Annotated in this window: 22 protein-coding genes and 1 pseudogene; 17 read left to right on the top strand and 6 right to left on the bottom strand. The window is 32.3% G+C overall.

The window, feature by feature from the left end; all coding sequences use genetic code 11:
• The first annotated feature begins 95 nt into the window (after window positions 1-95).
• From SMA_RS06800 to SMA_RS06785, 4 genes are all read left to right on the top strand, one after another.
• Entirely contained in the window at window positions 96-1,604 is a 1,509-nt protein-coding gene (locus SMA_RS06800) for a protein kinase domain-containing protein (RefSeq protein WP_014294855.1), read from the top strand.
• Window positions 1,605-2,013: 409 nt separating this feature from the next.
• Window positions 2,014-2,373 carry an SAG1252 family conjugative relaxosome accessory protein gene (locus tag SMA_RS06795; protein ID WP_014294854.1) on the top strand — a complete coding sequence of 120 codons (360 nt, stop codon included), beginning with the start codon at window positions 2,014-2,016 and terminating at the stop codon, window positions 2,371-2,373.
• Between the two features lie 9 nt (window positions 2,374-2,382).
• Window positions 2,383-2,748, top strand: a complete 366-nt coding sequence (gene mobC / locus SMA_RS06790; RefSeq protein ID WP_014294853.1) for a plasmid mobilization relaxosome protein MobC — start codon at window positions 2,383-2,385, stop codon at window positions 2,746-2,748.
• Window positions 2,735-4,600: an SAG1250 family conjugative relaxase gene (locus SMA_RS06785; protein WP_014294852.1), complete on the top strand. Its 1,866-nt coding sequence runs from the start codon at window positions 2,735-2,737 to the stop codon at window positions 4,598-4,600. The genes mobC and SMA_RS06785 overlap by 14 nt, the downstream gene beginning before the upstream one ends.
• 79 nt (window positions 4,601-4,679) lie before the next feature.
• Here the strand turns inward: SMA_RS06785 and SMA_RS06780 are convergent, their stop codons facing one another.
• The 3 genes from SMA_RS06780 to SMA_RS06770 form a co-directional block, all read right to left on the bottom strand.
• Complete coding sequence (locus tag SMA_RS06780) at window positions 4,680-6,041, bottom strand: sensor histidine kinase (RefSeq protein WP_001019996.1); 1,362 nt, start codon at window positions 6,039-6,041, stop codon at window positions 4,680-4,682.
• A gap of 16 nt (window positions 6,042-6,057) precedes the next feature.
• Entirely contained in the window at window positions 6,058-6,756 is a 699-nt protein-coding gene (locus SMA_RS06775; protein ID WP_014294851.1) for a response regulator transcription factor, read from the bottom strand.
• A gap of 114 nt (window positions 6,757-6,870) precedes the next feature.
• Entirely contained in the window at window positions 6,871-8,046 is a 1,176-nt protein-coding gene (locus SMA_RS06770) for an IS256-like element IS1191 family transposase (protein ID WP_014294850.1), read from the bottom strand.
• A 243-nt stretch (window positions 8,047-8,289) separates the two neighbouring features.
• Between SMA_RS06770 and SMA_RS06765 the strand changes: the two genes are divergently transcribed.
• The 12 genes from SMA_RS06765 (at window position 8,290) to SMA_RS12135 (ending at window position 20,211) form a co-directional block, all read left to right on the top strand.
• A complete protein-coding gene (locus SMA_RS06765; RefSeq protein ID WP_000410306.1) occupies window positions 8,290-8,445 on the top strand; it encodes a lacticin 481 family lantibiotic in 156 nt (51 codons plus the stop codon).
• A 28-nt stretch (window positions 8,446-8,473) separates the two neighbouring features.
• Window positions 8,474-8,629 carry a lacticin 481 family lantibiotic gene (locus tag SMA_RS06760; RefSeq protein ID WP_000410306.1) on the top strand — a complete coding sequence of 52 codons (156 nt, stop codon included), beginning with the start codon at window positions 8,474-8,476 and terminating at the stop codon, window positions 8,627-8,629.
• Window positions 8,630-9,093: 464 nt separating this feature from the next.
• On the top strand, window positions 9,094-9,255 hold the full coding sequence (locus SMA_RS11065) for a lacticin 481 family lantibiotic (RefSeq protein WP_000794682.1): 162 nt from the start codon (window positions 9,094-9,096) through the stop codon (window positions 9,253-9,255).
• A gap of 19 nt (window positions 9,256-9,274) precedes the next feature.
• The gene (locus tag SMA_RS06755) at window positions 9,275-12,061 is read left to right on the top strand and encodes a type 2 lanthipeptide synthetase LanM family protein (RefSeq protein WP_014294849.1); all 2,787 of its coding nucleotides are present in this window, start codon (window positions 9,275-9,277) and stop codon (window positions 12,059-12,061) included.
• A 26-nt stretch (window positions 12,062-12,087) separates the two neighbouring features.
• Complete coding sequence (locus SMA_RS06750; RefSeq protein WP_014294848.1) at window positions 12,088-14,160, top strand: cysteine peptidase family C39 domain-containing protein; 2,073 nt, start codon at window positions 12,088-12,090, stop codon at window positions 14,158-14,160.
• A gap of 106 nt (window positions 14,161-14,266) precedes the next feature.
• Window positions 14,267-15,175, top strand: a complete 909-nt coding sequence (locus tag SMA_RS06745; protein WP_014294847.1) for an ABC transporter ATP-binding protein — start codon at window positions 14,267-14,269, stop codon at window positions 15,173-15,175.
• Window position 15,176: 1 nt separating this feature from the next.
• A complete protein-coding gene (locus SMA_RS06740; RefSeq protein ID WP_014294846.1) occupies window positions 15,177-15,941 on the top strand; it encodes an ABC transporter permease in 765 nt (254 codons plus the stop codon).
• Between the two features lie 62 nt (window positions 15,942-16,003).
• On the top strand, window positions 16,004-16,741 hold the full coding sequence (locus SMA_RS06735; protein ID WP_014294845.1) for an ABC transporter permease: 738 nt from the start codon (window positions 16,004-16,006) through the stop codon (window positions 16,739-16,741).
• 279 nt (window positions 16,742-17,020) lie between these two features.
• Window positions 17,021-17,245, top strand: coding sequence for a helix-turn-helix domain-containing protein (locus tag SMA_RS06730; RefSeq protein ID WP_014294844.1), 225 nt, complete (start codon window positions 17,021-17,023; stop codon window positions 17,243-17,245).
• 460 nt (window positions 17,246-17,705) lie between these two features.
• Entirely contained in the window at window positions 17,706-19,460 is a 1,755-nt protein-coding gene (locus SMA_RS06725; RefSeq protein ID WP_014294843.1) for a recombinase family protein, read from the top strand.
• Window positions 19,461-19,860: 400 nt separating this feature from the next.
• Entirely contained in the window at window positions 19,861-20,082 is a 222-nt protein-coding gene (locus SMA_RS06720; RefSeq protein WP_014294842.1) for a helix-turn-helix domain-containing protein, read from the top strand.
• Window positions 20,083-20,211 (top strand): hypothetical protein, encoded by a 129-nt coding sequence (locus tag SMA_RS12135; protein ID WP_265685062.1) that lies wholly within the window; start codon window positions 20,083-20,085, stop codon window positions 20,209-20,211.
• A 412-nt stretch (window positions 20,212-20,623) separates the two neighbouring features.
• On the opposite strand, the gene SMA_RS06715 is transcribed toward SMA_RS12135, so the two are convergent.
• The 3 genes and pseudogenes from SMA_RS06715 to SMA_RS06705 form a co-directional block, all read right to left on the bottom strand.
• Complete coding sequence (locus SMA_RS06715) at window positions 20,624-20,848, bottom strand: hypothetical protein (RefSeq protein WP_014294841.1); 225 nt, start codon at window positions 20,846-20,848, stop codon at window positions 20,624-20,626.
• 138 nt (window positions 20,849-20,986) lie between these two features.
• Window positions 20,987-21,277 (bottom strand): hypothetical protein, encoded by a 291-nt coding sequence (locus SMA_RS06710; protein WP_257646443.1) that lies wholly within the window; start codon window positions 21,275-21,277, stop codon window positions 20,987-20,989.
• Between the two features lie 52 nt (window positions 21,278-21,329).
• Window positions 21,330-21,854, bottom strand: a pseudogene (locus SMA_RS06705) (transposase); the annotation flags it as partial.
• Window positions 21,855-22,021: 167 nt separating this feature from the next.
• Here SMA_RS06705 and SMA_RS10650 point away from each other — a divergent pair.
• Window positions 22,022-23,872 (top strand): immunoglobulin-like domain-containing protein, encoded by a 1,851-nt coding sequence (locus SMA_RS10650; protein WP_448169452.1) that lies wholly within the window; start codon window positions 22,022-22,024, stop codon window positions 23,870-23,872.
• Window positions 23,873-24,146 lie beyond the last annotated feature (274 nt).

Genomic DNA, 24,146 nt, shown 5'->3' with positions numbered 1-24,146 from the left:
TAACTTGCAAGAAGAAATGTATCTAGAATTTGAAATGTTTTGACAAGTATTTTGTATTTTGCTACACTTGACACAAAATATGTGGAGGTTTACCGTTGGTCAATCCAGAGTTTTATGAAAGATTAGCAAAGATATTTTGTGGTGATGAGGAAGAACTGTACGAATATAAATCAGGACCTCAACTGGTTCATTTTTTTAATACATATTTCCAATATCAAGATGTTTATGGCCAAGGTTTTAATACTCGATGGAGATATGTAAATGAGAAACTTATAGAGTTTTCACGAAAGAACAAAATTGATGTTTTTCTTTCTATCATACTCAGTAAGAACTATCTGTTAACCGAAAGAAAAACTAGCGAAGTTGATGCACTTGAACATCAGCAAAGAGTACGAAAGAAACTAGATGAAGTTTGTTCAGTTTATTCTTTAAAACTTTCAAAAAAAGACAATAAATTCCATTTGGTTGAAATTGACTTAGACCTGGAAGAAATAGGAAAGGGTGGTTTCGCTGATATCTATTATCAAAAATCTACAGGACTAGTACTAAAGAAGCTAAACGAAGACTCTATCAAAGTAAAGTCGTTAAGAAGTCGTTTGAAGCGTGAGTTCATGATTACAAAGTCTTGTGGTGATATTGGGAGTGTCATTCGGGTTTATGACTTCGACGAATCTACATGTTCATATACAATGGAAAAGGCTGAGACAACTTTATTTAAATTCATAGAAGAAAATGATCTTACTGATGATTCTAGATTAAACATCATACGTCAAATATTGTACACAATGAAATTAGTTCATGAAAGAGAAGTTCTTCATAGGGACTTAAGTCCAACTAATATTTTTCTGGTTGATGGTGTTATTAAGATTGCAGACTTTGGACTTGGTAAGAACCTGAATACTCTTACATCACATCAAACAATGGATACGGCTTCCTTCGGTCAATTATTTTATTGTGCTCCTGAACAGCTAACACTTTTAAAAGATGCTGATAAAAGAAGTGATGTCTATTCTCTAGGTAGAATTATTAATTTTATTATGATGGCAAGTCCAAATAATTTTTCCCATATATTTCGTTCTATCAGTGAAAAGGCCACTAATTTAAATCCAGATTACCGTTATCAAGATGCAGATGAAATGCTTACTGCATTGAATAGATGGATTACTATAAGAAGTGCTGCAGAGTTTGAAAAAGCAATTTGGAAAAAGATTGCTGAAGGTACATTTGATGAAGATATAGAAAATTATATCTATGAATTGTCTGGTGATATTCTCTGCCAAAAGTGTATCGACAATGGGGAAACTTTTCTTAATTGTTTATTATCTTTTATGAAAATTGATAATGAGCATGCGAATCATACTATTCAATTGATTGACGCAAATTATGTAAGAGTGCTAAAGAGATTTGAACACGCAGATCCATTTGCCACATTAGCCTATATGATTTTAAATGAAACTTTTTCTTATACTGTTAAAGAGGTTGCTGCAAAAATTTTGAGGCATGTAGCTTATACTGTGGGGAGATTTAATGCGCAGAGTAAAATAGGCAATTTAATTTCCAATGGTGTTGAGCCAATAATTGAAGAAATTTTGGAAGGAAGATGAAGTGATGAGAATTAGAAAATTTAGATAAGCCGAGGGACTAACAAGAGTAATATTTGTTTTAAAATGTAACATGAATTTGAGAGCATCTAGCTCTCTTTTTTCTTACTCTAATTTTCATACTGTGATAACTTTTCCAAATCATCCCTGCTATCCTAATACCATTCCTAAGAAAATCAATCCTTGATTTTTCACTGGGGGTTTGGGGGCGAAGCCACCAAGTTATCTTATCGTTAGCTGTCAAAACTGGAAGGTTTTGGTCGGCTGGCGATATGATTTTTTGGGTATTGTGACCACAATGCCTGAGCTCGCAAAGACCGAACAAGGAGAGACTGAGGTCTTTAGGAATCGTACTGACAATGTGAGGCAGCCTTACATTGTAAGACAAGTATCATTTTGAAAGGATAGTAGGATGGGACAAGAAATTAAGTTAATCCGTAAGCAATTTAGAATCACGAGACAAGAAGAAAAACAAATAAAAGAAATGATGAGGAAACAAAAAGTGGATAGTTTCTCAGAATTTCTTCGTCAAAATTTATTGAAAAAGAATTATCAGGATAGAATTTTTGAAAGTTGGTTCTCCCTTTGGCAGTCTCAAAAGTTTGAACAGATTAGTCGAGATGTGCATGAAGTTCTAGTTGTCGCAAGAGAGAATCATCAAGTGACTCAAGAGCACGTGTCAATCTTATTGACCTGCGTTCAAGAATTGATTGCGGAAGTCAATCAAGTGCAGCCACTCAGTCGTGGGTTTCGTGAAAAATACATGAGATAGGAGGCTACTATGGTTTATCGTTATCGTACCAATCTCAAAAAAGTATTTCTAACAGATTCAGAGTTACATCAATTGAATGAGCGAATCGACAAGAGTCACTGTCAAAATTTTTCAGTCTATGCCAGAAAAGTATTGCTGAATCCCAATATGTCATTTGTCACCATTAATACGGATACCTATGACCAGTTAGTATTTGAATTGAGACGGATCGGAAATAACATTAATCAAATTGCGCGTGCTATCAATCAGAGCTATCTGATTTCTCAGGAACAGTTACAAGAATTGAGTAAGGGAGTTAGTGAGTTGATTACTGGAGTAGAGAAAGAATTTCAAGTGGAAGTGAAAAGACTGAAGGAGTTCTATGGTAGTCACTAAACACTTTGCGACACACGGAAAAAAATATCGTAGGCGTCTGATTAAGTATATCCTCAATCCCGATAAAACGGACAATTTGAAATTGGTATCTGATTTTGGCATGAGCAATTACTTAGACTTTCCTAGCTATGAAGAAATGGTAGAAATGTACAATGTCAACTTTACCAATAACGACAAGTTGTACGAATCTAGAAATGACCGACAAGAAAAACACCAGCAAAATATTCATGCCCATCATCTCATCCAATCATTTTCTCCTGAGGATAATCTGACACCTGAAGAAATAAACCGCATTGGTTATGATACCATGATGGAATTAACAGGAGGTCGCTTTAAGTTTATCGTAGCGACTCATACAGACAAAGATCATGTTCATAATCACATCCTAATCAACGCCATTGACCGTAATTCAGATAAAAAGTTGATATGGAATTATGCCTTGGAACGAAATTTACGTATGATTTCAGACCGTATTTCTAAAATGGCGGGGGCAAAAATTATTGAAAAGCGTTTCTCTTACCGTGACTATCAAAAATATAGGCAGTCTAGTCATAAATTTGAATTGAAGCAACGTCTTTATTTTTTGATGCGGCAGTCAAAGTCCTTTGAGGATTTTTTGGAAAAAGCAGAGCAATTGCATGTTCATATTGATTTTAGTCAGAAGCATAGTCGATTCATGATGACAGATAGAGCAATGACAAAACCAATTCGAGGACGCCAACTCAGTAAACGATATTTATATGATGAAGAATTTTTTCGTACACATTTCGCCAAACAAGAGATTGAAAGTCGTTTAGAATTTTTGTTGAACCGTGTTAATTCTTTAGAAGAGTTACTAACAAAAGCAAAAGAATTGAATCTAACCATTGACTTAAAACAAAAAAATGTAATCTTTATACTTGAAGAAAGTGGAAAGCAATTCAGTCTGAGTCATAAAAAAATAAGTGATAAGAAATTATATGATGTCAATTTTTTTCAAGATTACTTTAAAAATATGGAAGTTGGTGATTCAGAAGGATTAGAGAATTTACAGGAACAGTACCATGCTTTTCAAGAAGAACGAGATAAGGACAAGGTAGCCACTGAAGAAATTGAGGAAGCCTTTGAGGGATTTAAGAAGAAGCGAGATGCCGTTCATGAGTTTGAAGTGGAGCTTGCAGAACACCAAATTGAGAAGTTAGTTGATGAAGGGATTTATATCAAGGTGTCTTTTGGTATTAAGCAGAGTGGCCTTGTTTTCATTCCCAACTATCAACTAGATATTATTGAAGAAGACAAACAGAAAAAATATAAAGTTTATATTCGTGAGACAACTTCATACTTTGTCTATAACAAAGAAAACTCGGATAAGAATCAGTACATCAAAGGGCGAACCTTGATTAGACAGTTGACCAATGATAGTCGGATGATACCATACAAAAGACCAACAGTTGAAAGTTTACAGAAAAAGATTTCTGAGATTAACCTCTTGATTGAATTAACTGAAACTGATAAGAAATACCAAGACATTAAAGACGAACTAGTCGCAGAAATAGCAGAGCTAGATATAAAACTGACTCAAACAAACGAAAAAATCGCCACCTTAAACAAGATGGCGGAAGTATTTATCAATCTGAAGGGTGCTGAATTGAGCAGTCAAAAACTAGCAAGGTATGATTTTTCAAAGTTAAATTTAACCGAATCAATTTCATTAGAACAGGTAAATGAGGAAATAGGAGTATTACAAGAGGAGCTAGGTCATTATCTTGATGAGTATGAGGGACTAGCTAGAAGGTTGGAAAGGTTTGTGAAAGTGTTGAATGCTAGGAGAGATGTAGGTTCAAAATTACGGGATGGTATTCAGATAGAATAAATATAAGGAAATCTCAACAAACTAAATTTGAGTTAATAGAGATTCTCTAAAATATTAATTATTAATTCTGTGAAGTAGATTATTTTTTGAGTGGAAGTATGATTTTCGATTGGAAATATTTATTCTGCTGACTTGTAATAATAAAACTGCCTCCGTGTCGATTAATAATTTGTTTAGAAATTTTTAATCCCATACCACTTCTTCTAACGCCTGATATGTCAAAATTAAATTCTTCAATATTAGAGATGCTAATACTCTTGAGTCTATCAGGAGAAACCCCTACTCCGTTATCTAGAACTGTTATAGAAAATTCATTATTTGAAGTACATTCTAGAATTATACTAATTTTGCATCCTGATCTATTATGAAGTACTGAGTTATAGATTAAGTTATGGATAACTCGAGAAATGAGGGCCTTTTCAACATACATTTTTTTTCTAAAGAGGTTGGAATCGTGTGAAAACTCAAAGTTAAATTCTTCCCAAATTTCTTGATTAATAATTTGAATAATTATTTCTTTAAAGAAAGGAATAATTTCAACAATCTCCAAGTTCAATTTGAAATTACCATTTGTTAATCTTGCAAAAATATTGAGGTCGTTCAATAAATTTTGGATGTAATGACTCTCAACTAAAGTGGGTTTGAGATGTTTTAGAAGATTTTCATTATCTGTTTTTTCGATAGCTAAAGATGTATTGGACACGATAACTGAAAGTGGAGTTTTTATATCATGTGCTATTCCGGAAATCCAATTTTCCTTAAACTCTTCATTTTCACGTAATTTCCTGTTGGCGGAATTAACTGCTAAAGTCAATCGATCTAACTCTTTGACTGAGTCAACCTGCTTATTTAAACCTAATGGTAAGTTACCAATTGCACTGATAATGGGTTGTATATTACGATTTAAGAACGTAATACTATACATATATAGAAATAAACAAAATAAGCAATTGACAAAAATTATAGCTAGAATAAGAATTGGAAAAATTTGAACTCTCTTTAAATCAAAGTAATTATTACCATATCGAATAATGCTGTCTTTTGGAAAGGCAATAATGTAAATATCTTTCTGCTCCTCATTAATTTGGGTAAAGACAGGATAATCTTCTAAATAGTATCGAGAGAACCTGATAACATCAGCATAATCAAAGTTACTTTTTATATTAGTAGGTTTATTTATATTAAATTTTTCCTTCCCGCTATCTTGATCAATGATCATGACCCATAAATTATTCATCTCGATTAGTTCTTTTCCTTTTAAACTAACTTTATAAGTATTATTTTCAGGGATGATGTTGGAGGAAACTGTTTTTATAATATCCATAGCTGATTGTTGACTACGAATATAATTTGTAGTGATAACTAATAGAAAAATATCAATAAATATGATGGTTAAAAATGAAAGAATAAATTTTAATACGCTTTTTTTGAAAATATTCATTAAAAACTCCGTTACCTCAGACAACAAGCTTATATCCAAGACCTTTAACGGTAATAAGATGATCCGGTTTAGAAGGGCTTGATTCTATTTTTTCTCTTATATTTCGAATGTGTACCATTAATGACTTTTCATATCCAGAACTATCAAGTCCCCAAATAGTATCACAAATTGTTTCTGTTGAAACAATGTAGTTCTTATTACTGTATAGTTTTCGTAGTATCTGTATTTCAGTAGGAGTTAGTGAAAGTTGATTTCCATTTTTATTTACACTTGCATTATTTAAATCAATGGTACAAGAAGACAATGTAATTAATTCGGATTCATTTTTGTATGCTCTTCTTAATAGAGCAATGATACGATATATTAAGGTTTTCGGGAGAAATGGTTTAGTGACAAAATCATCACCACCTGATCCAAGGCCTTTAACTTCATCATCAGGATTATTTTTTGCTGTTAAAAATAATATTGGAATATCAGAAGTTTTTCTAACATATTTGGCAAGTAAATACCCCTCACCATCAGGTAACATTACATCTAATATGATGAAATCAATCTTGGATACAGAAAAAATATCAATGCCCTCGCTAATACTATAAGCGTTACTAATATTTTTAAATCCTCTATTGACTAATACCTCTTTGATAGATTGACTAAGTGAGACATCGTCATCTATTATTAATATCCGTTTGTTTAAAAACTGTGTTTCAAAATTCATATAAATACCTCCTTAATTTTTTAATTATATCATAAAGGATTTTATTTTAACGGTATGGAGTAAAATGATACTGTCAATAATTATGTGTAAACACTCAAGTAGAGTTGAAGAATGTTAATCAAATAAGCTTTCAAGTGTGTCAGCACATTGGCCAAACCCTTTATGGATGCGTTGATTTTGTTTGAAATTATAATCTTCAAACAGGGTAACTAAATAACGTTCCAGAGCCTCCTCGTTAGGAAAAAGAACCTTCTTTTTCGTTTGACGTTTGATTTCTTTGTTAAGAGACTCAATGAGGTTTGTCGAATAAATGCTATGCCAAATCTGGTAGGGAAACTGATAAAAAGTTAAAAGATTATCCGTATTCTCCAGACTTTCCATGACTTTCCTATACTTTGGTTTCCATTCGGCGATAAAGTTCTCTAAAATTTGCACTGCCATTTCTAAATTTTCAGCACGATAAATCGTTTTAAATTGCTCCAGAATAACCGCTCTATCTGCTCGTTTCACTTTACTAGCTAGATTTCGACTAATATGAATTAAGCAACGTTGTTGTTTAGCTAATGGGTAAGCCTGATTGATAATCTCTTCAAGCCCCTTGAAGCCATCGGTCACTACAAGAGAAATCTGTTGGATTCCTTGGTTTTGAAGCTTGTCTAACAGGGTGGACCAAGAAGCATTGTTTTCATTTGGGGCGATTTCATATCCAAGAACAGCCTTCTGTCCTTCTGGTGTAATGCCAAGTGCGATATGAATACATTCTTTACTAACGGTTCCACGTCTTAATGGAAGATAGGTTCCGTCAAGAAATAAAACAGAGTAATTGGCTTCTAAGCTTCGCTCATGAAAAGTAGCGACATTCTCCTGAGTTGCTTTTGAGATATTAGAAATTGTGGCAGGACTATAGTGATGACCATACATTCGTTCGATGATATCACTAATTTCTCGAGTCGTTACACCGGTTTGATAGAGTTTGATAACCATCTCTTCCAAGTGGTCATCTCGACGTCCATAAGCGGGAAGCAAAGCTGGACTAAAGTTCCCATTACGATCTCTAGGAATACTCAACTGAACAGTCCCATATTTGGTTTCGAATTTCCGTGCATAGCTTCCGTTACGACTATTCCCAGAATTATAGCCTAATTTATCGTAAGGTTCATACCCTAAAAAGGCTGATAACTCTGCTTGAAGCAGATCATTCATAGCTGTTTCAAGAGAAGTACGGAAAAATTCATCAATATCTTGCTTTTGGGCTAGGAAGTTAAGTAGTTCTGTGGTAAACTGAGTCATAGGAATAAATCTCTTTCTAGTAATGTTTTGCAACTCTACTATAACGGATTTATTCCTTTTTGTGTTTACACAACTTATTTTACACTACCAGTAAAATCAAAGATTTAAAATCTTTAAAATAACTTTATGATTTCTTTAATATATCTTAAAGTCAACTTTGTAAAATTTACTTGTAACAAAGATAAAGACACTTGGTCTCAAAATAAGAACGGCACTCAAATAAAATTAAGAAAAGGATAAATTATGGAAAAAGAAACAACAATTATTGAATCAATTCAAGAAGTTAGTCTTGAAGAGCTTGACCAAATTATCGGTGCAGGAAAAAATGGCGTATTTAAAACCATCTCACATGAATGTCACCTAAATACATGGGCATTTCTTGCTACATGTTGCTCATAAGTTAAGAAATTTTAGAAAGAGGAAAACTATGGAAAAAGAAACAACAATTATTGAATCAATTCAAGAAGTTAGTCTTGAAGAGCTTGACCAAATTATCGGTGCAGGAAAAAATGGCGTATTTAAAACCATTTCGCACGAATGTCACCTAAATACATGGGCGTTTCTTGCCACATGTTGTTCTTGATTTTGGATGACTAAGTGTCTAATATGTTACATTAAAAAAGGAGGGAAACCTCTTTTTTATATTCAGAAATTTTAATTCTTAAAGATAATAGAATTGCTTATCGAAAAATAGAATCTAGGAGTAAAGATTTGTAAAGTATTTTGTGTCAAGACGAGATTCTACCCACTAAATATTCTCCGTTGTATTCACTAAAGTTTACGATTTAATGATGAAGGATAAAATGTGATGTGTATTTAAAGAAAGTATATGATTTACAACTTATGTAAAAAATATTAAGAAGAGGTATAAATTAGTAATGTGAAGTTACTTTATCCTTGTTTGATTCTGAACTAACAAGATTTATCAATAAATTAACATTAGCTTTAGATTAGCTTTAACTTTTCTTTATGTTGCGATTTTAAAATTAAAGCATAAATAAAAATATTTTCGAGTTATGCTCGGTATAACATATGAGGTGATAAATTATGAAAAATAATAATAAAATTTGTCAAGATGCTTTGGAATCCTTACAAGAACTTAAGTTAGAAGAAGTTGATGAACTTTTAGGTGGAGCAGGCCATGGAGTAAATACTATTTCAGCAGAATGTCGTTGGAATAGTTTACAAGCAATCTTTTCATGTTGCTAATTTTTAGAGAGGTAATATTATGAATCAGAAAGAGCAACTATATAGTCAGTTTGATAAATTTCCTAAAGTAGTAATTGAAAGGCTCATCCCTGAAGTTTTAAATGAAAGTGACTCGCTAATTAAGCAAATTGAGGAAAAAATTTCAGATTATTATAGATCTACATTGATTTATTTAATTAATGAAAAGCGCATTAATGGGACATTGGTTGGTGAAACAGCAGAACTTCGATATGACTTTTTTAATAATGTATTATGTAGAAACGGTACTATTTTAGATGAAATAGAGGAACGATTTCCTAAGATTAATCAGCGTGTATTTATCAGTATTAAACACTATTTAGACTTACTAAATTGCGTGAAAAAGCACTTTGTGAGTGATTTCTTAGAATTAAAAAAATTAAAATTTTTAAAGTCTAATGATGAGAGTCCTGATTTAAATGTTTTAGATATAAAAGTCACAGGAGATATTCACAATGGAAGCGGAGTCTGTATTCTAGATTATAATAGACAAAAATTGGTTTATAAGAAAAAATCATCAAGACCAAATATTCTTTTAAAAGAATTAGATAGTCAAGCAAGTAATTATTTGAAAAAGGAAATTAGGTTCATTCCTGATTTTTTAGATAAAAATGAATATTTTTGGGAAGTATTTGTCGAGAGTAAGCCAGTATCCTCACTTAAAGAAGCAAACGAGTTTTATAAGAGAATGGGGTATCTTTTAGTTTACTCCTATATTCTTAATATCTCTGATTTACACTTTGAAAATCTTATATCTCATAGTATCCAACCTATATTAGTAGATGCTGAAACTGTTTTTTCAACTAATCCATATGAGACAGTAGCTGAAAATGATGCAACATTAAAAATTGTTGAAAATAGTCGGAATTCAGTTCTTTCTACGGGATTATTACCTATTTCTGAGGCTGACAAAATTTTCGGAGGTGATACGAGTGGTGTTTTAGGAGGAACGCTTATTGGTGAAGCAAAAGTTATTATAAATCATAATAGAGATGATATACATGTTGAAAAACAGAAGTACAAGACTGAAAACCAGAATCACTTACCATACTTTGAGAATAATTTGGGAATAAAAACGTATTTAAACGCTGAAGAATATGTAGAATATATTAAAGAAGGCTTCATAGAATTAAGTAAATTTATTATTAATAATAAGGAAGCATTGAAGAAACTTTACTTAAGTTTTAGTGATATAAAAACACGTGTTTTATTTAGAAATACTAGAGATTATAGTCTAGTTAGACAATTATTGCTTTCACCAGTTTACTGCAACCAGGATAATATTTTGTTTGAAAAAATGTCAAATAAATTAACGAACTACGATAGTCATAATTTATGTCAATCTGAAGTAAAACAACTTTTGAACATGGATATTCCGTATTTTTACGTTTGTGCAAGTGATATTAATGTTAAAGATAAGGACGGTAATACTAATATTTGGAAACTAAAAAAATCTTCACTGAGTGATACAATTGAAAAATTGGAAAAATTTGATTTAGATACTATGGAAGAACAGTTAGATTTAGTAGAATTTTCAATTAAAACCCCAAATGCTTTATACAGTACAGAGTTGCAAGAGTCATATAAAATTTTTCAAAATTCAAACTCAAATCATAGCATATTATTTACTGGTATTAATACTATAGTTGATACAATTTTAAAAAATGAAAAATTTTCTAAATTAGATGGAAGTACAAATTGGTTAACTTTGAAAGTTACAGACTATGATGCATTTCAACTAGAACCCATGGATTCATCAATTTATGAGGGTATTGCAGGACTGTCTATTGCGTTATGTGAAGTTTATGAATTGGTCGATGATGATAGACAACAGAGAATTTATAACTGTTTACGCAGAATTTTCATGACTTTAATGAAGGCTTATTATTCTACACAAAATCAATCGTATTATGTTGGCAAGTTAGGAATTTTATCTGCAATGATTAGAATACAGTCAATTACTGGTCAAGAAATACCAGTATCTATTTTTGATATTAATAACAAATATATCTTAGATTTGAATGTTCAGAGTGCAGATTTTCTATCAAGTTTTCCTAGTGAGATTGTAGCCTTACGAAATAGTAATGTATCAATTGGAAATCTTCAACAATCTTTTGAGAAATTAGTTGATTTGAAAATTATTTCTGAAGATTATATTGCGTGGGATAAATTGGAATCTAATAATGTTAGTTTAGCACATGGGAATTTAGGAATAGAACTGGGATTACTTTATCTTGCGGTGGCATTGAATAGTTCTGAAGCAGTGGAATTGTTCTATCAAGCTACAAATTTTGATAGTCATCAAAAATTATCAAATGGATGGATAGATAAAAGAAATAATTCGACTAGTGCTAATTGGTGTCATGGTTCTACAGGGGTGTTAGCTGCAAGATTAGCTCAATTACAGCTGGATAAAAAATTCCATATTATATCTAAAACAAAGAGAAGCGAATTAGAGGCTGATATGAAACATGCAGCATCTCAGATAATTGAAATTGGTTTCGATATGACAAATTTTTCTATTTGTCATGGAACAAGTGGAAATTTGTTAGCACTTAGTTATTATTGCTCGTATCTATCAGGAAATGAAAGAGAAGAATTGGAAAAAATTTTAGATATAGAGTATAGAAAATTACATTCATTTGGTTTAGAGAATGGATGGATGTGCAGCTTTAATACTAAATATAATGTTTATGGAATAATGAATGGTTTGTCAGGAATTTTATATTCTACAGCAAAATATTTAAAAAAAGATGATTCGTTGGATATTTTAATCCCTACTCTTTAAAAAGAGATAGAAAGGAAAACTCAAGTATGAAGATTATTTTACAAAACAACGAAGAGGATTGTCTGTTAGCGTGTTACACAATGTTATTAAATGATTTAGGTCATAAAGTTCCACTATATGAAGTATACGATAAAGACTCATTACCAGCAGACGGACTTAATGTATCATACTTGCTATCTCTAAACAAAAGATTTGGAGTAGCTTTGAAGGCGTATCACGCGTCGTTTAGAGATTTATTACAAGTCTACAATGAAAAAAAGCAAAGAATAATTCTTCACTGGAATCAAGATCATTTCGTAGTATTAGATAAAATTACTGAAAAACAAGTTACGATTGTAGATCCCGCTATTGGTCGTGTAAAATACAGTCATGATGAGTTTCTAAACCACTATTCTGAAACTATAGTGTTAATAAATAAGGATGAAAATTTTCAAACTCAAAAATACAAACAGATATTTTGGAAATATTTTAAACTTACTTTGAAAACAAAAACAATTATTCTATTTTTGCTTTCGTTGGTACTAATCCAGATAAGCGTTTTAGCATTTTCTATCTTATTAAGATATATGTTATCAGAAAAGTTTCAATTCTTGTCAAACATACTAGTTCTATTTGGTGTTGTTCTTTTTCAACTATTAGGCTATTTTATTAAGAATAGTGCCTTAAATGAATATAACTTAGATTTTGATGATAACTATAGTAAAGCACTTTTCCAAAAATTGTTAAAAAAACCACTATTATATTTTAGAAATCATTTAAGTGGCGGTATTTCAGAGAAGATAAATTTCAAGTCTACTTTAAGGGATAATGTGACATTGAAGATTATCCCCTCTTGTGTAAGTTTCATCTCAGCAATTGTTATTTTTACATATTTAATAACAATTTCTGTAAGGTTAACAATAATCTTGATCATAATAATTTTGGTTTACAGTGTAATTTCTATTATACTTTATCGTAAACAGAATGAATATAACCAAACTTATCTGCAATATTTGATTGACTTTAATTCAGAGTTACAAACAGATTTAGATGATATTGATTATATCAAAATAATGAGACGAGAAGGTCTAACTTTTGCATCGTGGATGAAAATTAATCAACAAGTTACTGAAAAATATTCACAGATTTTAAAGTTTGAAAACTTATCACAGTTAGTTAGCACGATTTTTAATTACATTAGTTTGTCTGTAATTATAGTTATAGCGACTTACTATAATAAATATATTAAAGTATCCATCTCGGATTTACTAGTCTATCAAACAAGTATTTCATTATTAATATCTGCAATTGAACAAGTGAAGGGTGCAGTTTTTGAAGTAGTAAAGTTGGGGATATATGCTGAAAAACAAAGTGATTTATTAAAAGATAGTAGACCAATTTTAGTACAAAGTTCAGATTCGGATGAGTATTTAATTAAGGCTGAAAGCCTAAATTTTTCTTATGGCATGAGTCCGATTTATAAGGATATTAACTTGACAATTAATAGAGGTGAAAAGATTGCAATCATAGGTAAATCAGGTAGTGGAAAATCAACGTTACTATTACTTTTAGCGGGTATGCTACGATTTAGTGGATCGTTGAAATATGGTATTAAAAATTTTGAAGATAGTTTGAGTGTTGTTCTACAGAATATGACATTAAGAAAAGGAAGCGTGTTAGAAAATTTAGAATGGGATACAGATAATTTAGAGCCATTGTATCAAGTATTAAAAGATACTTCAGCTGATGAGGTTATTGCCCAGTTACCAAATAAAATTCATTCAAAGTTATTGAAACAGGGGAAAAATTTATCTGGAGGACAGATTCAAAAAATGTTAATTGCTAAGTCTTTATTGAAAAAAAACTCTATTATTTTCTGGGATGAAGCTTTCAGTAATCTTGATGAACAAAGTAAAAATAGAATCTATCTTAATATTCTTCAGAACAGTCAATACTCTGAAAGGACAATGTTGATTGTTAGTCATCATCTAGATATTGTCGACTATGTTGACTATGTTATTTACATAGATAACGAAATGGGTGATGTTTATAAGGATACACATATTAATCTTATGGAAAGTAACGAAAACTATAGAAATTTTATTAATTCAAAAATTTGAGACTTGCGTTATACATTCTTAATGTTATCTTTAAGATGAACAGGTACAATTATTAATGTAAAGAAAGGAGTAGTCTAATAAAATAGATTGCTAAAGGATAATGATGATGAATAATATTATTGAGCTGAAAAAAGTAAAAAAAGTTTACAAAGATATTACTACTGTAGATATTGAAAAAATTACTGTACGGGAGGGAGAAATTTATGGTTTTCTAGGGCCAAACGGTGCTGGGAAAACGACAACGATGAAAATGATTCTATCCCTTGTAGATCCGACTTCAGGTGAGATTTTTGTTAATAAAAAAGACATTCGAAAAGACAAAAATTACCTGAGTCAGATTGGATCTATGATAGAAGAGCCTTCATATTATCCTAATTTAACAGGTTACGAAAATTTATTAGTGTTTCAAAAAATGGTGGGATTTGATGAAAATAATATCTGGCCAACATTAGAACTTGTTGGATTAGCTGATGAAAAAAATCGAAAAAAATTAGTTAAGGCCTATTCTCTAGGTATGAAACAACGTCTTTCTTTAGCGTTTGCATTAGTAAAAAAGCCTAAAATCTTATTATTAGATGAGCCTACTAATGGTCTTGATCCAGCAGGTATTCATGAAATTCGTGAATTGATTGTTGAGTTAGCCAAAGAAAAAGGTCTGACAGTCTTTATTTCTAGTCATATTCTTCCAGAAATTGAACACATTGCAGATCGAGTGGGTATTATCAATCATGGTCGTCTAGTTTATGAAGGAGAAATTGAAGCTATTAAATCAAATACCTGGATTGAGATTGGTGGTGATTTTTCACAGAGTAATATTGTTCACACTTTAGTTGAACTAGGGACTGTAGAAATTTTGGGTGCATCCACAAGTCATGTAAAATTAAGTAATATTGATAATAATCAATTAGCTAATGTGGTGAGCTATTTGACAGAAAACGGATACCGTATTTTCCGAGTGGTTAGAGAAAGTGAGACCCTAGAAGATATTTTCCTTTCGTTAACGAAGGAGGCTTAAAATGATAAAGGTATTACAAATCGAATTATTGAAGAGTAAACGAACAAAATCATTTATGATATCGTTTTTGATGATGTTTGTAGCAGTAACTTGGTCATTACTAGCAGCATCAAGAAGCATAGGTGTACCAAAGTTAAGGACAATTGGATTATTTTTCAATAATTTACAAGCTACTCCTATTTTTTTACCAATTGCGATTAGTCTTTTTGTATCCCGAATTGTTAGTAACGAAAAAGAAGGAAATACATTTAAACTACAAGAAGCGAATAATATAAATCTTATAACCATTTTCAAACGAAAGCTTATTTTTACGAATACTATTTTTCTATTATTGAATGTAGTACAAGTATTGATTGTATATTTATATGCTGTTAGATACGGTATAGATGTTGCTGTTTCAAATTTACTATTACAAGTTGTAGGTTTGACGATGTCTAGTTTTACTTTAATTACTTTTTTTCTATTTCTATCTATGATATTAGAAAAACATGGTATGGTTTTAGGAATTGGATTTGTATCAGGGTTTTTAGGGATGGTTCTATCCGAAGCATCTAAATGGTTAAATCTAATCTTTCCTTTCGGGGGTTCAAGTTTTCTTGCACTTTATCGCATAAAAGTTTTACATTCTGGAGATAAATTAGATTACATATTTGTTTGGGACAAGAGTGTACCACTCAACTATCTTATCTATCTATTTTATTGTATATTTGTCTATTTTATTATTAAGTACCTATTGGTTAAAAAGAAGGAGGAAAACTATGATTGATTATTTTAAAGCTGAGTGGATTAAGAATCGTAAAGTAGTGGTTAAAAAGAAGGAGGAAAACTATGATTGATTATTTTAAAGCTGAGTGGATTAAGAATCGTAAAGTAGTTATTTTAGCTATTGGTCTTATTTTTCTTGCTTTGTCCAGTTTTATTGGATTAGCTAATTTTTTCTTGAACTACGATGTGTTGATTGAAGAACAGATGAGTAGGGTTCTTTGGGGACAGCTGACTTTTTATAACGGGCAGTTACTTTTTCCAGCTATGTTAGCTATATTCTCAGGTCTAATTATCCTTCCTGAATTTGAACGAAAAACACTTGAAATGCTACGAGCTAATCAAGCATCAGTTAAGAAGATGGTACTAAGTAAGTTTTTATTAGCTTTGTTCTTGGTATCTGTAGTTCAAGCAGTGCTGTTTGCTATCTATTTATTAACTCTTTATCTTAGTCAAATTCCATTTCAGATAGAGGATTTATTATTATTTTTGAGAGCTACAATATTATCAGTTATTGGTTCAAGTTCTGTTTTGATGATTCACAGTTATCTTATGGCAAAAACTAGGAATTTTGCTAAATCGGTTGGAGTTGCAGCAATTGGTTCCTTCTCAGGTTTTATTTTTATTATGCTAGGTGGTTTTATTAATCAATTATTTCCATATTCTCAGCCGATGATTGGTTTACGAAGTAGGGCATTGAATGATATGTCATTTTTAGAGTTTATGTTATTTATTACAGTGAACTCCTTGTATAGTTTCATTTTTTATTGGTTAACTGTTAAGAAATTGGAGAATAATGAATAACGTGATGATAAATTTTTTGTGTAGTTCTTCAACATAGTAGATAAAATGAAACTCAGATCTATAAAATAATCGCTATGCTGATTTTCGATTTGTTCTTGAAATGATAGTAAGCCTGATTTACGTAAAGAATAGAACAACAACTTTCTTGCAAAATTAAATGATAAATTTGCACGAGCTATTATCATAATTACAGGAATGACGCAATAATTACTGTCATATTATGACAATTTCCCAGCTTTTTTCTGAAAGTGACATATACTTTTCTTAGGAGAAAGCTATATGTACCAACGGATAAGGGATTTGAGGGAAGATCATGATTTCACTCAAAGGTTTGTTGCAAATTTACTTTCCTTCTCTCATACAAATTATGCAAAAATTGAGAGAGGAGAGGTTGCCTTAACGGCAGATGTTCTAGTGCAACTTTCTAAACTCTATAACGTTAGTACAGATTACCTATTAGGGTTAACAGATTATCCAGATAGGATAAAACATAAAATAAAATAGTCTCTCCTTGATTTGTTCATTGACAATTGAATAAACCGAGGTGGGACTTTCTTATTTGTCGAGCAATTTAGTGAGATACGCCGTGATAGGAGCGAAAATTATTAGCTATAAAATAGAGTGGTTCTCTATCTGCCATAACCACAAATAAGGACAATGATACTTCTGAACGTTCAGGCTGCCATCGTAAAAGGACAGCGGGTGAAATGCCCATGAATGATTTAACCAATCATACCTACTGAGGAAATTATAGAGTAACACGTTATCAGGAGGAAAAGTTTTGGAACAATCAGTAGTAATATATAGTATGCAATTATCAATGCTTAACTTTTTATACTCAAGAAATATGCTATCTAAAAATGAGTATGAAAAAATCAGAAACAAACTGCGTATTAAGTACACAAAATAGCTGACCTTTTTATTTGAACGCGGTAATATAGAATCAAAAGGAGGAATTTCAGTTATGAAAACAAATAATGTTGAAATAATAAAAGCTGATTCTTTAGTTCGACGTAGAGGTGTCAATGTTGAAAGACATTTAAAAAGGGTTGCTGCTTATTGCCGAGTGAGTTCTGATAGTGAGGATCAGAAGAACAGTTATGAATCTCAGGTGAAACATTATAAAGATTACATTTCTCAGCGTTCAGATTGGGAACTCGCTGATATCTATGCAGATGAGGGGATTTCAGGAACTCAAGTAGGAAAGAGACAAGATTTTCAACGCTTAATCAATGATTGTGTAAATGGAGAAATTGATTATATTGTAACAAAAGCAATTGCTAGATTTGCAAGAAACACCTTAGATACTTTGAAGTATGTCAGAATGTTAAAGGATATGCAAATTGGAGTATATTTTGAGGAAGAGAACATTGATACCCTTACTATGGATGGAGAATTACTTCTAACCATTCTTAGCTCTGTTGCACAGCAAGAAGTAGAAAATACATCTGCACATGTGAAAAAGGGATTAAAAATGAAGATGCAACGTGGTGAACTGATAGGGTTTCAAGGGTGCTTGGGGTATGACTATGATGTAGAAACCAAGCAACTTTCAATCAATAAAAAAGAAGCCAAAATAGTTCGTTATATCTTTGAAAGGTACTTAGAAGGTATTGGAGGGAAAGTCATAGCAAGGGAACTTGATGAACTAGGTTACAAATCGCCGAGAGGATTAGATCATTGGAATGATACAACAGTCTTAGGAATCATAAAGAATGAAAAATATAAAGGCGATATTCTAATGGGCAAAACTTTTACAGTGGATCCAATAAGCAAGAGACGTTTAAGTAATTTTGGTGAAGAAGATAAGTACTACATCAAAGATAATCATGAACCTATAATATCTAAAGAAGACTTTGAGAAAGCTCAGGAGATTAGGTTGCGTAGGGCAGGAAATAAAAAGACAGTTGCGAATGTAAATGGAAAACGTGAACGCTATTCAAAAATGTATGCTTTTAGTAGTATGTTAGAATGTGGCTTTTGTGGTTCATTATTGTCTAGGAGAAGTTGGCACTGTCGTTCAGATTATCGAAAAGTTGTGTGGCATTGTGTTACTTCGATAAAAAAAGGGAAAAAATACTGTAAACATAGTAAAGGATTAGAGGAACTGGCTATTGAGGGAGCTTTCATGGAAGCATATAGACAACTCTATCATTCAAATGAAAATATAGTGTCAGATTTACTTGAAACGATTGAATCTGAATTAAATGACAATAGCCTCAACAAGGAACTGAAAAAAATAACTAATAAGCTTCGTACTTTACTAAAAAAAGAGGAGAATCTTGTAAATTTAAAACTAGAAGGAAAAATAAGTGATTCAATTTATAATGAAAAATATAATGAGCTCTCCTTAGAAAAAGAATATCTTGCAGAAGAAAAAGTAAATGTTGAAACAACATTGAAGTCAGAAATTGATGTTAAGAAAAGACTAACTGAGTTTAAACAATTACTGTCTTCACAGAAAATGCTCACTGAGTTTGATCGTACAGTTTTTGAGAGCATCGTTGAGAAAATTATTGTAGGTGGTGTTAATAGCGATGGTGAAATTGATCCTGCAATGTTAACTATTATTTTCAAAACAGGAGAAACACAAAATAAGGATGGCAAACAATTCAAAAGTAAACGTAAAAATGCTAAACTAGAATCAGATGAATTGTGTCCTCAAAACTGTGACGAGGACAAAAAATTGTATTCTCAAGGAATAGACAACACATGTTGAGACAGTAGCACTGCTGTCACGGAAAAAGTAAGGATAAGCTACAAAAACTTGATAGATAAGGTTTTGAGGATAATCGAGATTTTTAGATTGGTAGTCATATCGGTCTGAGATCTCGATTTTTCTTTTCGAAAACATATCAACTCACTTGAAATAGGTAGAGGTGACACTACAGGATTAATTTTGGGGTAGGATGTCACTACCAGATTGCGTTTTGGGGGTTGTCGCTACAGGAAAGATGGCAGGCTGTAGGGGGCTTTTTGAGCACGTTTACGCATCAGTGTTCTTAGTATGTTTGATTTTTGAATAATAGTTTGAGTTCGCGAAAATATTTCATGTTTCGTGTAATATTAATAGCTTATAAATGATGTAATAAAGGTTAGAAGTAGAATAGAGGTGCAGTATGTCAATTTCTTATAATAAATTGTGGAAGTTATTGATTGATTTAAATATGAACAAAACTCAACTCCGTGTAATTTCAGGTGTTATCCCTAATGTTATAGCAAAACTTGGGAAAAATGAGTTAGTGGCGATGGAATCATTATTGAAAATTGCTGCTGCTTTGAATGTTGATTTTAGTGAAATAATCAGTTCTGATGTTATAGACGCGGAGGATGTTAAGTAAATGGCAAAAAATAAAGTTTTAAACATCACTGAAATTGAAGATGGTGTAAAAAAATACTTGCAAATAATAGTGGGGATGATTTCATCACTCAATTTTTGGCGTTGTATGACATTCCTAAAACATCAATAACACGGGCAAAATCAAAATTCGATAACAGTGAACCATTTGTAATTAAGAACAAACTTCACTATGAAGAAATCGAAGGCGATGTCGTTATTACGATTGATGTGATTGCTCAGTCAATAAAAGAACAAAAGTCTAAACCACGATATATCTTGGTAAACGATTATTTTGAAGGCAGCTTTTTGTATCAAGTAGATAGAAAGTACATCGGAAAGCTTCGCTTCTTTAAGCTGAATGAGCATGCACACCTCCATAAAAGTCAGACATCATTTGTTAAAAGACATTGATTCGGTATAGAAGGTCCTGATGAAAAAGCCATCGAATAGCAGTTTTTCATTGGCTCGTTTCCGTTTTGATCCTTCCCTCAACCAGAGGTTCAAAAACGAAGAGATCCGCAGGGCTTCGTGCCAACGGTGTTTTATTGAAAAAAATCATTTATCGATGTAACCAAGTCGTCATAGGTTTGACCGGTAGCGATTGCATAAACGGAAAGCAAAAAGACGAGGGCTGCTGCCAGCACGTAAAAAATTCGGAGGCGATAACCGTCACCTGTCCGGCGATTTTTTACAAAAGTAAAAATCGTCACAGCTAGATAAGCAAAGGTCAATAAACAAATAAGATACGTAATAATTTCTGGTGTCATGGGCGCTTTCCTTTCTTTTTCTATTTGTATAAAAATATACTCAATAAATATAATATAAGCATTTCGAAACCGTCAAAGAAAGCGCTCAATTTTTGACACATAAAAACTGACCGAATGATAGCCACTGGTCAGTTCTATTCAAAAACGATGGGGTATGATCTTAAATGTCTTTTTTTCTGCATCTAGTAAGCTTCTTAGTTCATCAGCTAAAGCGATACAGGCAATACTATCTGTTAAGGACATCAAGGGATTTTCGAGTTGTCCTTGTGCAAGTGCGGTGTGAACTGATTGAATCTCTGAATGGAAATCATCGATCTCGTACCCAATATCACAGATCATGTCTTCTTGGTCAATCGTTACGGTAAAAGAAGCGGGGCGATGGAAGTTTGGGACCGTGATTTTCCCTTTTGTTCCTTGTAATTCCGCCACCGTCTCTTTTGTTTGGTCAAATCCGGTCTCAATCACTGCAACAAAGTCTTCGAACTTTTCGATTTTTTACCTGCTTGGTTTGTGCTGGTTTACGTATTGTTTTCCTCAGTAAATAAATGTTTTTGATTTCAAGACGTTGCTTGTCAATATACTTATAGAGGGTGGTCGTACAAACCATTTCAGCTGGAGAAAAGAGTCGATGGACTCGTGCAAAACCAACCGTTACATCTGGAGAATAGCCCTTTGTTTTAAACCGTTCGATAACGTACGCCAAAAAGGTACGGACTTGAAAAATTTTTTCTTTCCGATGGCATCGTTGTCGGTTGTTTCTATACCGATTTTGAGCAAATTCTGCATTATACTTGAAGAAATAATGACATTTCCCATTGATCTTTTTCACTTGTTTCAATTTTCCACGCTTCAACTCATTGTTAATTGTTTGAGGAACCACACCTAACCTTTTGGCAATTTGCCGATTGGATATTCCTTCGCTATGCCAAGCGGCAATTTTTCCACGTTCAATGGCTGTTAGGTGCTGACCTTTTAAACGAGTTATGGTAGAATTTGAATACGTCATAGTGAAAATCTCCTTATTAGTTGGTATTGGAACCCTAATAATACATGATTTTTCACTATGATGTTTTTTTATTTTTCAGGTGGCTAACTTGATTATAAAATTCGCGAAAAATATCTGATATTCATTTGAAGTGAGAAAAATTACTATTTTCGAAGCAGTAGCCACGTATTTACACAAAAGATGGGACAGAGAAACAAAATTTAGTCAATGTCGGATGGAAGTATGAAGGAATTGGTTGGTATGCACCAACAGAAGGATCACCAGTTTATCGCTTGTATAACAGCAATGCAGGAGACCATCATTATACGTTGAGTAAAAAAGAAAAAGATAACCTAGTTAAAGTTGGGTGGAAGTATGAAGGGATAGGGTGGTATTCGGCGGATACGACTACTGGTGAAAAATTATATCGTGCATACAACCCTAATGCCAGAGCGGGAAGCCATAACTACACACGAAGTTGGGAAGAGCAATCAAGCCTGATTAAAGTAGGATGGAAAGATGAAGGAATTGCGTGGTATGGAATCAAACAAGCAAATCCAACCATCACAGGTGTGACAGACACTGTGTTAAATCAAACAACAGAATCAATTGATTCATTAAAAGGAGTAAAAGCAACTGATTTTCTAGGAACAACATTGAAAGTCACTGTGTCAGGAGAAATTAATTATAAGGTAGCAGGCACATACACACTAACGTATACTGCAGTGGATAGCTATGGAAATAAAGCAACGAAAACTAGAAAAGTAACCGTGAACGCCGTTGCGAATCCGACCATCACAGGAGTATCAGACACAACAATAAGTCAAACAACAGCTGCATTTGATGCGAAAAAAGGGATCGTAGCGAAAGATTCAACAGGAAAAGAAATTAGCTACCAAGTAAGCGGAGAAGTGAATACAAAAGTAGCAGGCACATACACACTAACGTATACTGCAGTGGATAGCTATGGAAACAAAGCAACGAAAACTAGAAAAGTAACAGTGAACGCCGTTGCGAATCCGACCATCACAGGAATCAAGAATCTTGAGTTTAAAAAATCTAGTAATAATTTTAACTACGATTCAGGAGTAAAAGCAACTGATTACTCTGGTCAAGAAATAAACTATAAAATTGAAACAGATTTACCAAAAACTAATCCAAAATCTGGTGAGTATACTGTAACTTATACTGCAGAGGATGTATTCGGTAATCAAGCTACAAAAGTTCAAAAAGTAACAATTATTAACGATCTGAAACCTACATTTTCTGGTGTAGAAGATTCGAAAGTAAATATTATTATTGGTTCATTTGATGTTAATTCAGGTGTTCAAGCAATTGACGGCGATGGAAACCAACTTAATTATACAGTTGATGGAAAAATTGATTTTACCAAAGTTGGCGAAAATAGCCTCACCTATAGAGCAGTTGACAAGGTTGGAAATGAAACTGTTATAACTAGAAAAATTGAAGTATTTGAAGTAAAGCCTAGCAGTATAGAAATCAATGGTGAAAACCTAATGAGAACGAATACTGTTAATCAATTGAACTTTAATGTGTACCCTGTTGATTCTTATGATAAAAAACTCACTTGGTCAAGTAGTAATCCTAATGTAGCGACCGTTGATAGTAGTGGTAAAGTTACATCTTTAGCAGAAGGTGAAGTGACAATTACTGCAAATACGAATAATGGCGTTAAAAAAAGTTTTGATATCACTGTTTCAGATGAAATTAATGGGAACTTATCAGCGTATTCTCAAATAACTATCAACAATATTATGACGAGTTTATCAATATCTTTCAACAGCCAAGATGAGCGTGAATTAACAGTGACAAATGTAGAGATTAGTGATGGTGGCTGGCCAACCACATATTCAAAGGAAAAACTTGAAAAATCGGGCATAGCGACAAAAATAGCTTCTTATGGAAGTTTCGGTATTTCATTATCCACAAAATTAGGCTATTTTGTAGGGGAAACTACCATTAAACTCACCGTAATTACAAACGAAGGAATAGAAAAAGTTTTTGAATATCAATTATAAAATTTGTAAATACATTAGGTATCTAACAGATTAGTATTGATGAATTTTAGATATTCTTTTATTCTTTGAATAGATTCTTTAGGTCAAGCAGCTTTTTCTATTGCTTGACCTTTTTCTCAAGTATTTAGACCCTCTTAAAACAACAAATTACATCGAATTTAACAAAAAATAATTTCAAGATAGTCAAATACATTGCGAGTTCCGGATTTCTAATGATATTGTCATTTATAAACTTATCTATTTAACTAGCACAACTATTTTTTTCAAACCTCTA

This window comes from Streptococcus macedonicus ACA-DC 198, from assembly GCA_000283635.1.
Lineage (GTDB): Bacteria > Bacillota > Bacilli > Lactobacillales > Streptococcaceae > Streptococcus > Streptococcus macedonicus.
Note: the sequence above shows the minus strand (reverse complement) of the source record. Positions and strands in the feature narration are given on the sequence as shown.

What these genes read in the sequence shown, in the direction of transcription:
- SMA_RS06795 (WP_014294854.1), top strand. Translation starts at nt 2,014, where the DNA reads ATGGGACAAGAAATTAAGTTAATCCGTAAGCAATTTAGAATCACGAGA.
- mobC (WP_014294853.1), top strand. Translation starts at nt 2,383, where the DNA reads ATGGTTTATCGTTATCGTACCAATCTCAAAAAAGTATTTCTAACAGAT.
- SMA_RS06785 (WP_014294852.1), top strand. Translation starts at nt 2,735, where the DNA reads ATGGTAGTCACTAAACACTTTGCGACACACGGAAAAAAATATCGTAGG.
- SMA_RS06780 (WP_001019996.1), bottom strand. Translation starts at nt 6,041, where the DNA reads ATGAATATTTTCAAAAAAAGCGTATTAAAATTTATTCTTTCATTTTTA.
- SMA_RS06775 (WP_014294851.1), bottom strand. Translation starts at nt 6,756, where the DNA reads ATGAATTTTGAAACACAGTTTTTAAACAAACGGATATTAATAATAGAT.
- SMA_RS06770 (WP_014294850.1), bottom strand. Translation starts at nt 8,046, where the DNA reads ATGACTCAGTTTACCACAGAACTACTTAACTTCCTAGCCCAAAAGCAA.
- SMA_RS06765 (WP_000410306.1), top strand. Translation starts at nt 8,290, where the DNA reads ATGGAAAAAGAAACAACAATTATTGAATCAATTCAAGAAGTTAGTCTT.
- SMA_RS06760 (WP_000410306.1), top strand. Translation starts at nt 8,474, where the DNA reads ATGGAAAAAGAAACAACAATTATTGAATCAATTCAAGAAGTTAGTCTT.
- SMA_RS11065 (WP_000794682.1), top strand. Translation starts at nt 9,094, where the DNA reads ATGAAAAATAATAATAAAATTTGTCAAGATGCTTTGGAATCCTTACAA.
- SMA_RS06755 (WP_014294849.1), top strand. Translation starts at nt 9,275, where the DNA reads ATGAATCAGAAAGAGCAACTATATAGTCAGTTTGATAAATTTCCTAAA.
- SMA_RS06750 (WP_014294848.1), top strand. Translation starts at nt 12,088, where the DNA reads ATGAAGATTATTTTACAAAACAACGAAGAGGATTGTCTGTTAGCGTGT.
- SMA_RS06745 (WP_014294847.1), top strand. Translation starts at nt 14,267, where the DNA reads ATGAATAATATTATTGAGCTGAAAAAAGTAAAAAAAGTTTACAAAGAT.
- SMA_RS06740 (WP_014294846.1), top strand. Translation starts at nt 15,177, where the DNA reads ATGATAAAGGTATTACAAATCGAATTATTGAAGAGTAAACGAACAAAA.
- SMA_RS06735 (WP_014294845.1), top strand. Translation starts at nt 16,004, where the DNA reads ATGATTGATTATTTTAAAGCTGAGTGGATTAAGAATCGTAAAGTAGTT.
- SMA_RS06730 (WP_014294844.1), top strand. Translation starts at nt 17,021, where the DNA reads ATGTACCAACGGATAAGGGATTTGAGGGAAGATCATGATTTCACTCAA.
- SMA_RS06725 (WP_014294843.1), top strand. Translation starts at nt 17,706, where the DNA reads ATGAAAACAAATAATGTTGAAATAATAAAAGCTGATTCTTTAGTTCGA.
- SMA_RS06720 (WP_014294842.1), top strand. Translation starts at nt 19,861, where the DNA reads ATGTCAATTTCTTATAATAAATTGTGGAAGTTATTGATTGATTTAAAT.
- SMA_RS12135 (WP_265685062.1), top strand. Translation starts at nt 20,083, where the DNA reads ATGGCAAAAAATAAAGTTTTAAACATCACTGAAATTGAAGATGGTGTA.
- SMA_RS06715 (WP_014294841.1), bottom strand. Translation starts at nt 20,848, where the DNA reads ATGACACCAGAAATTATTACGTATCTTATTTGTTTATTGACCTTTGCT.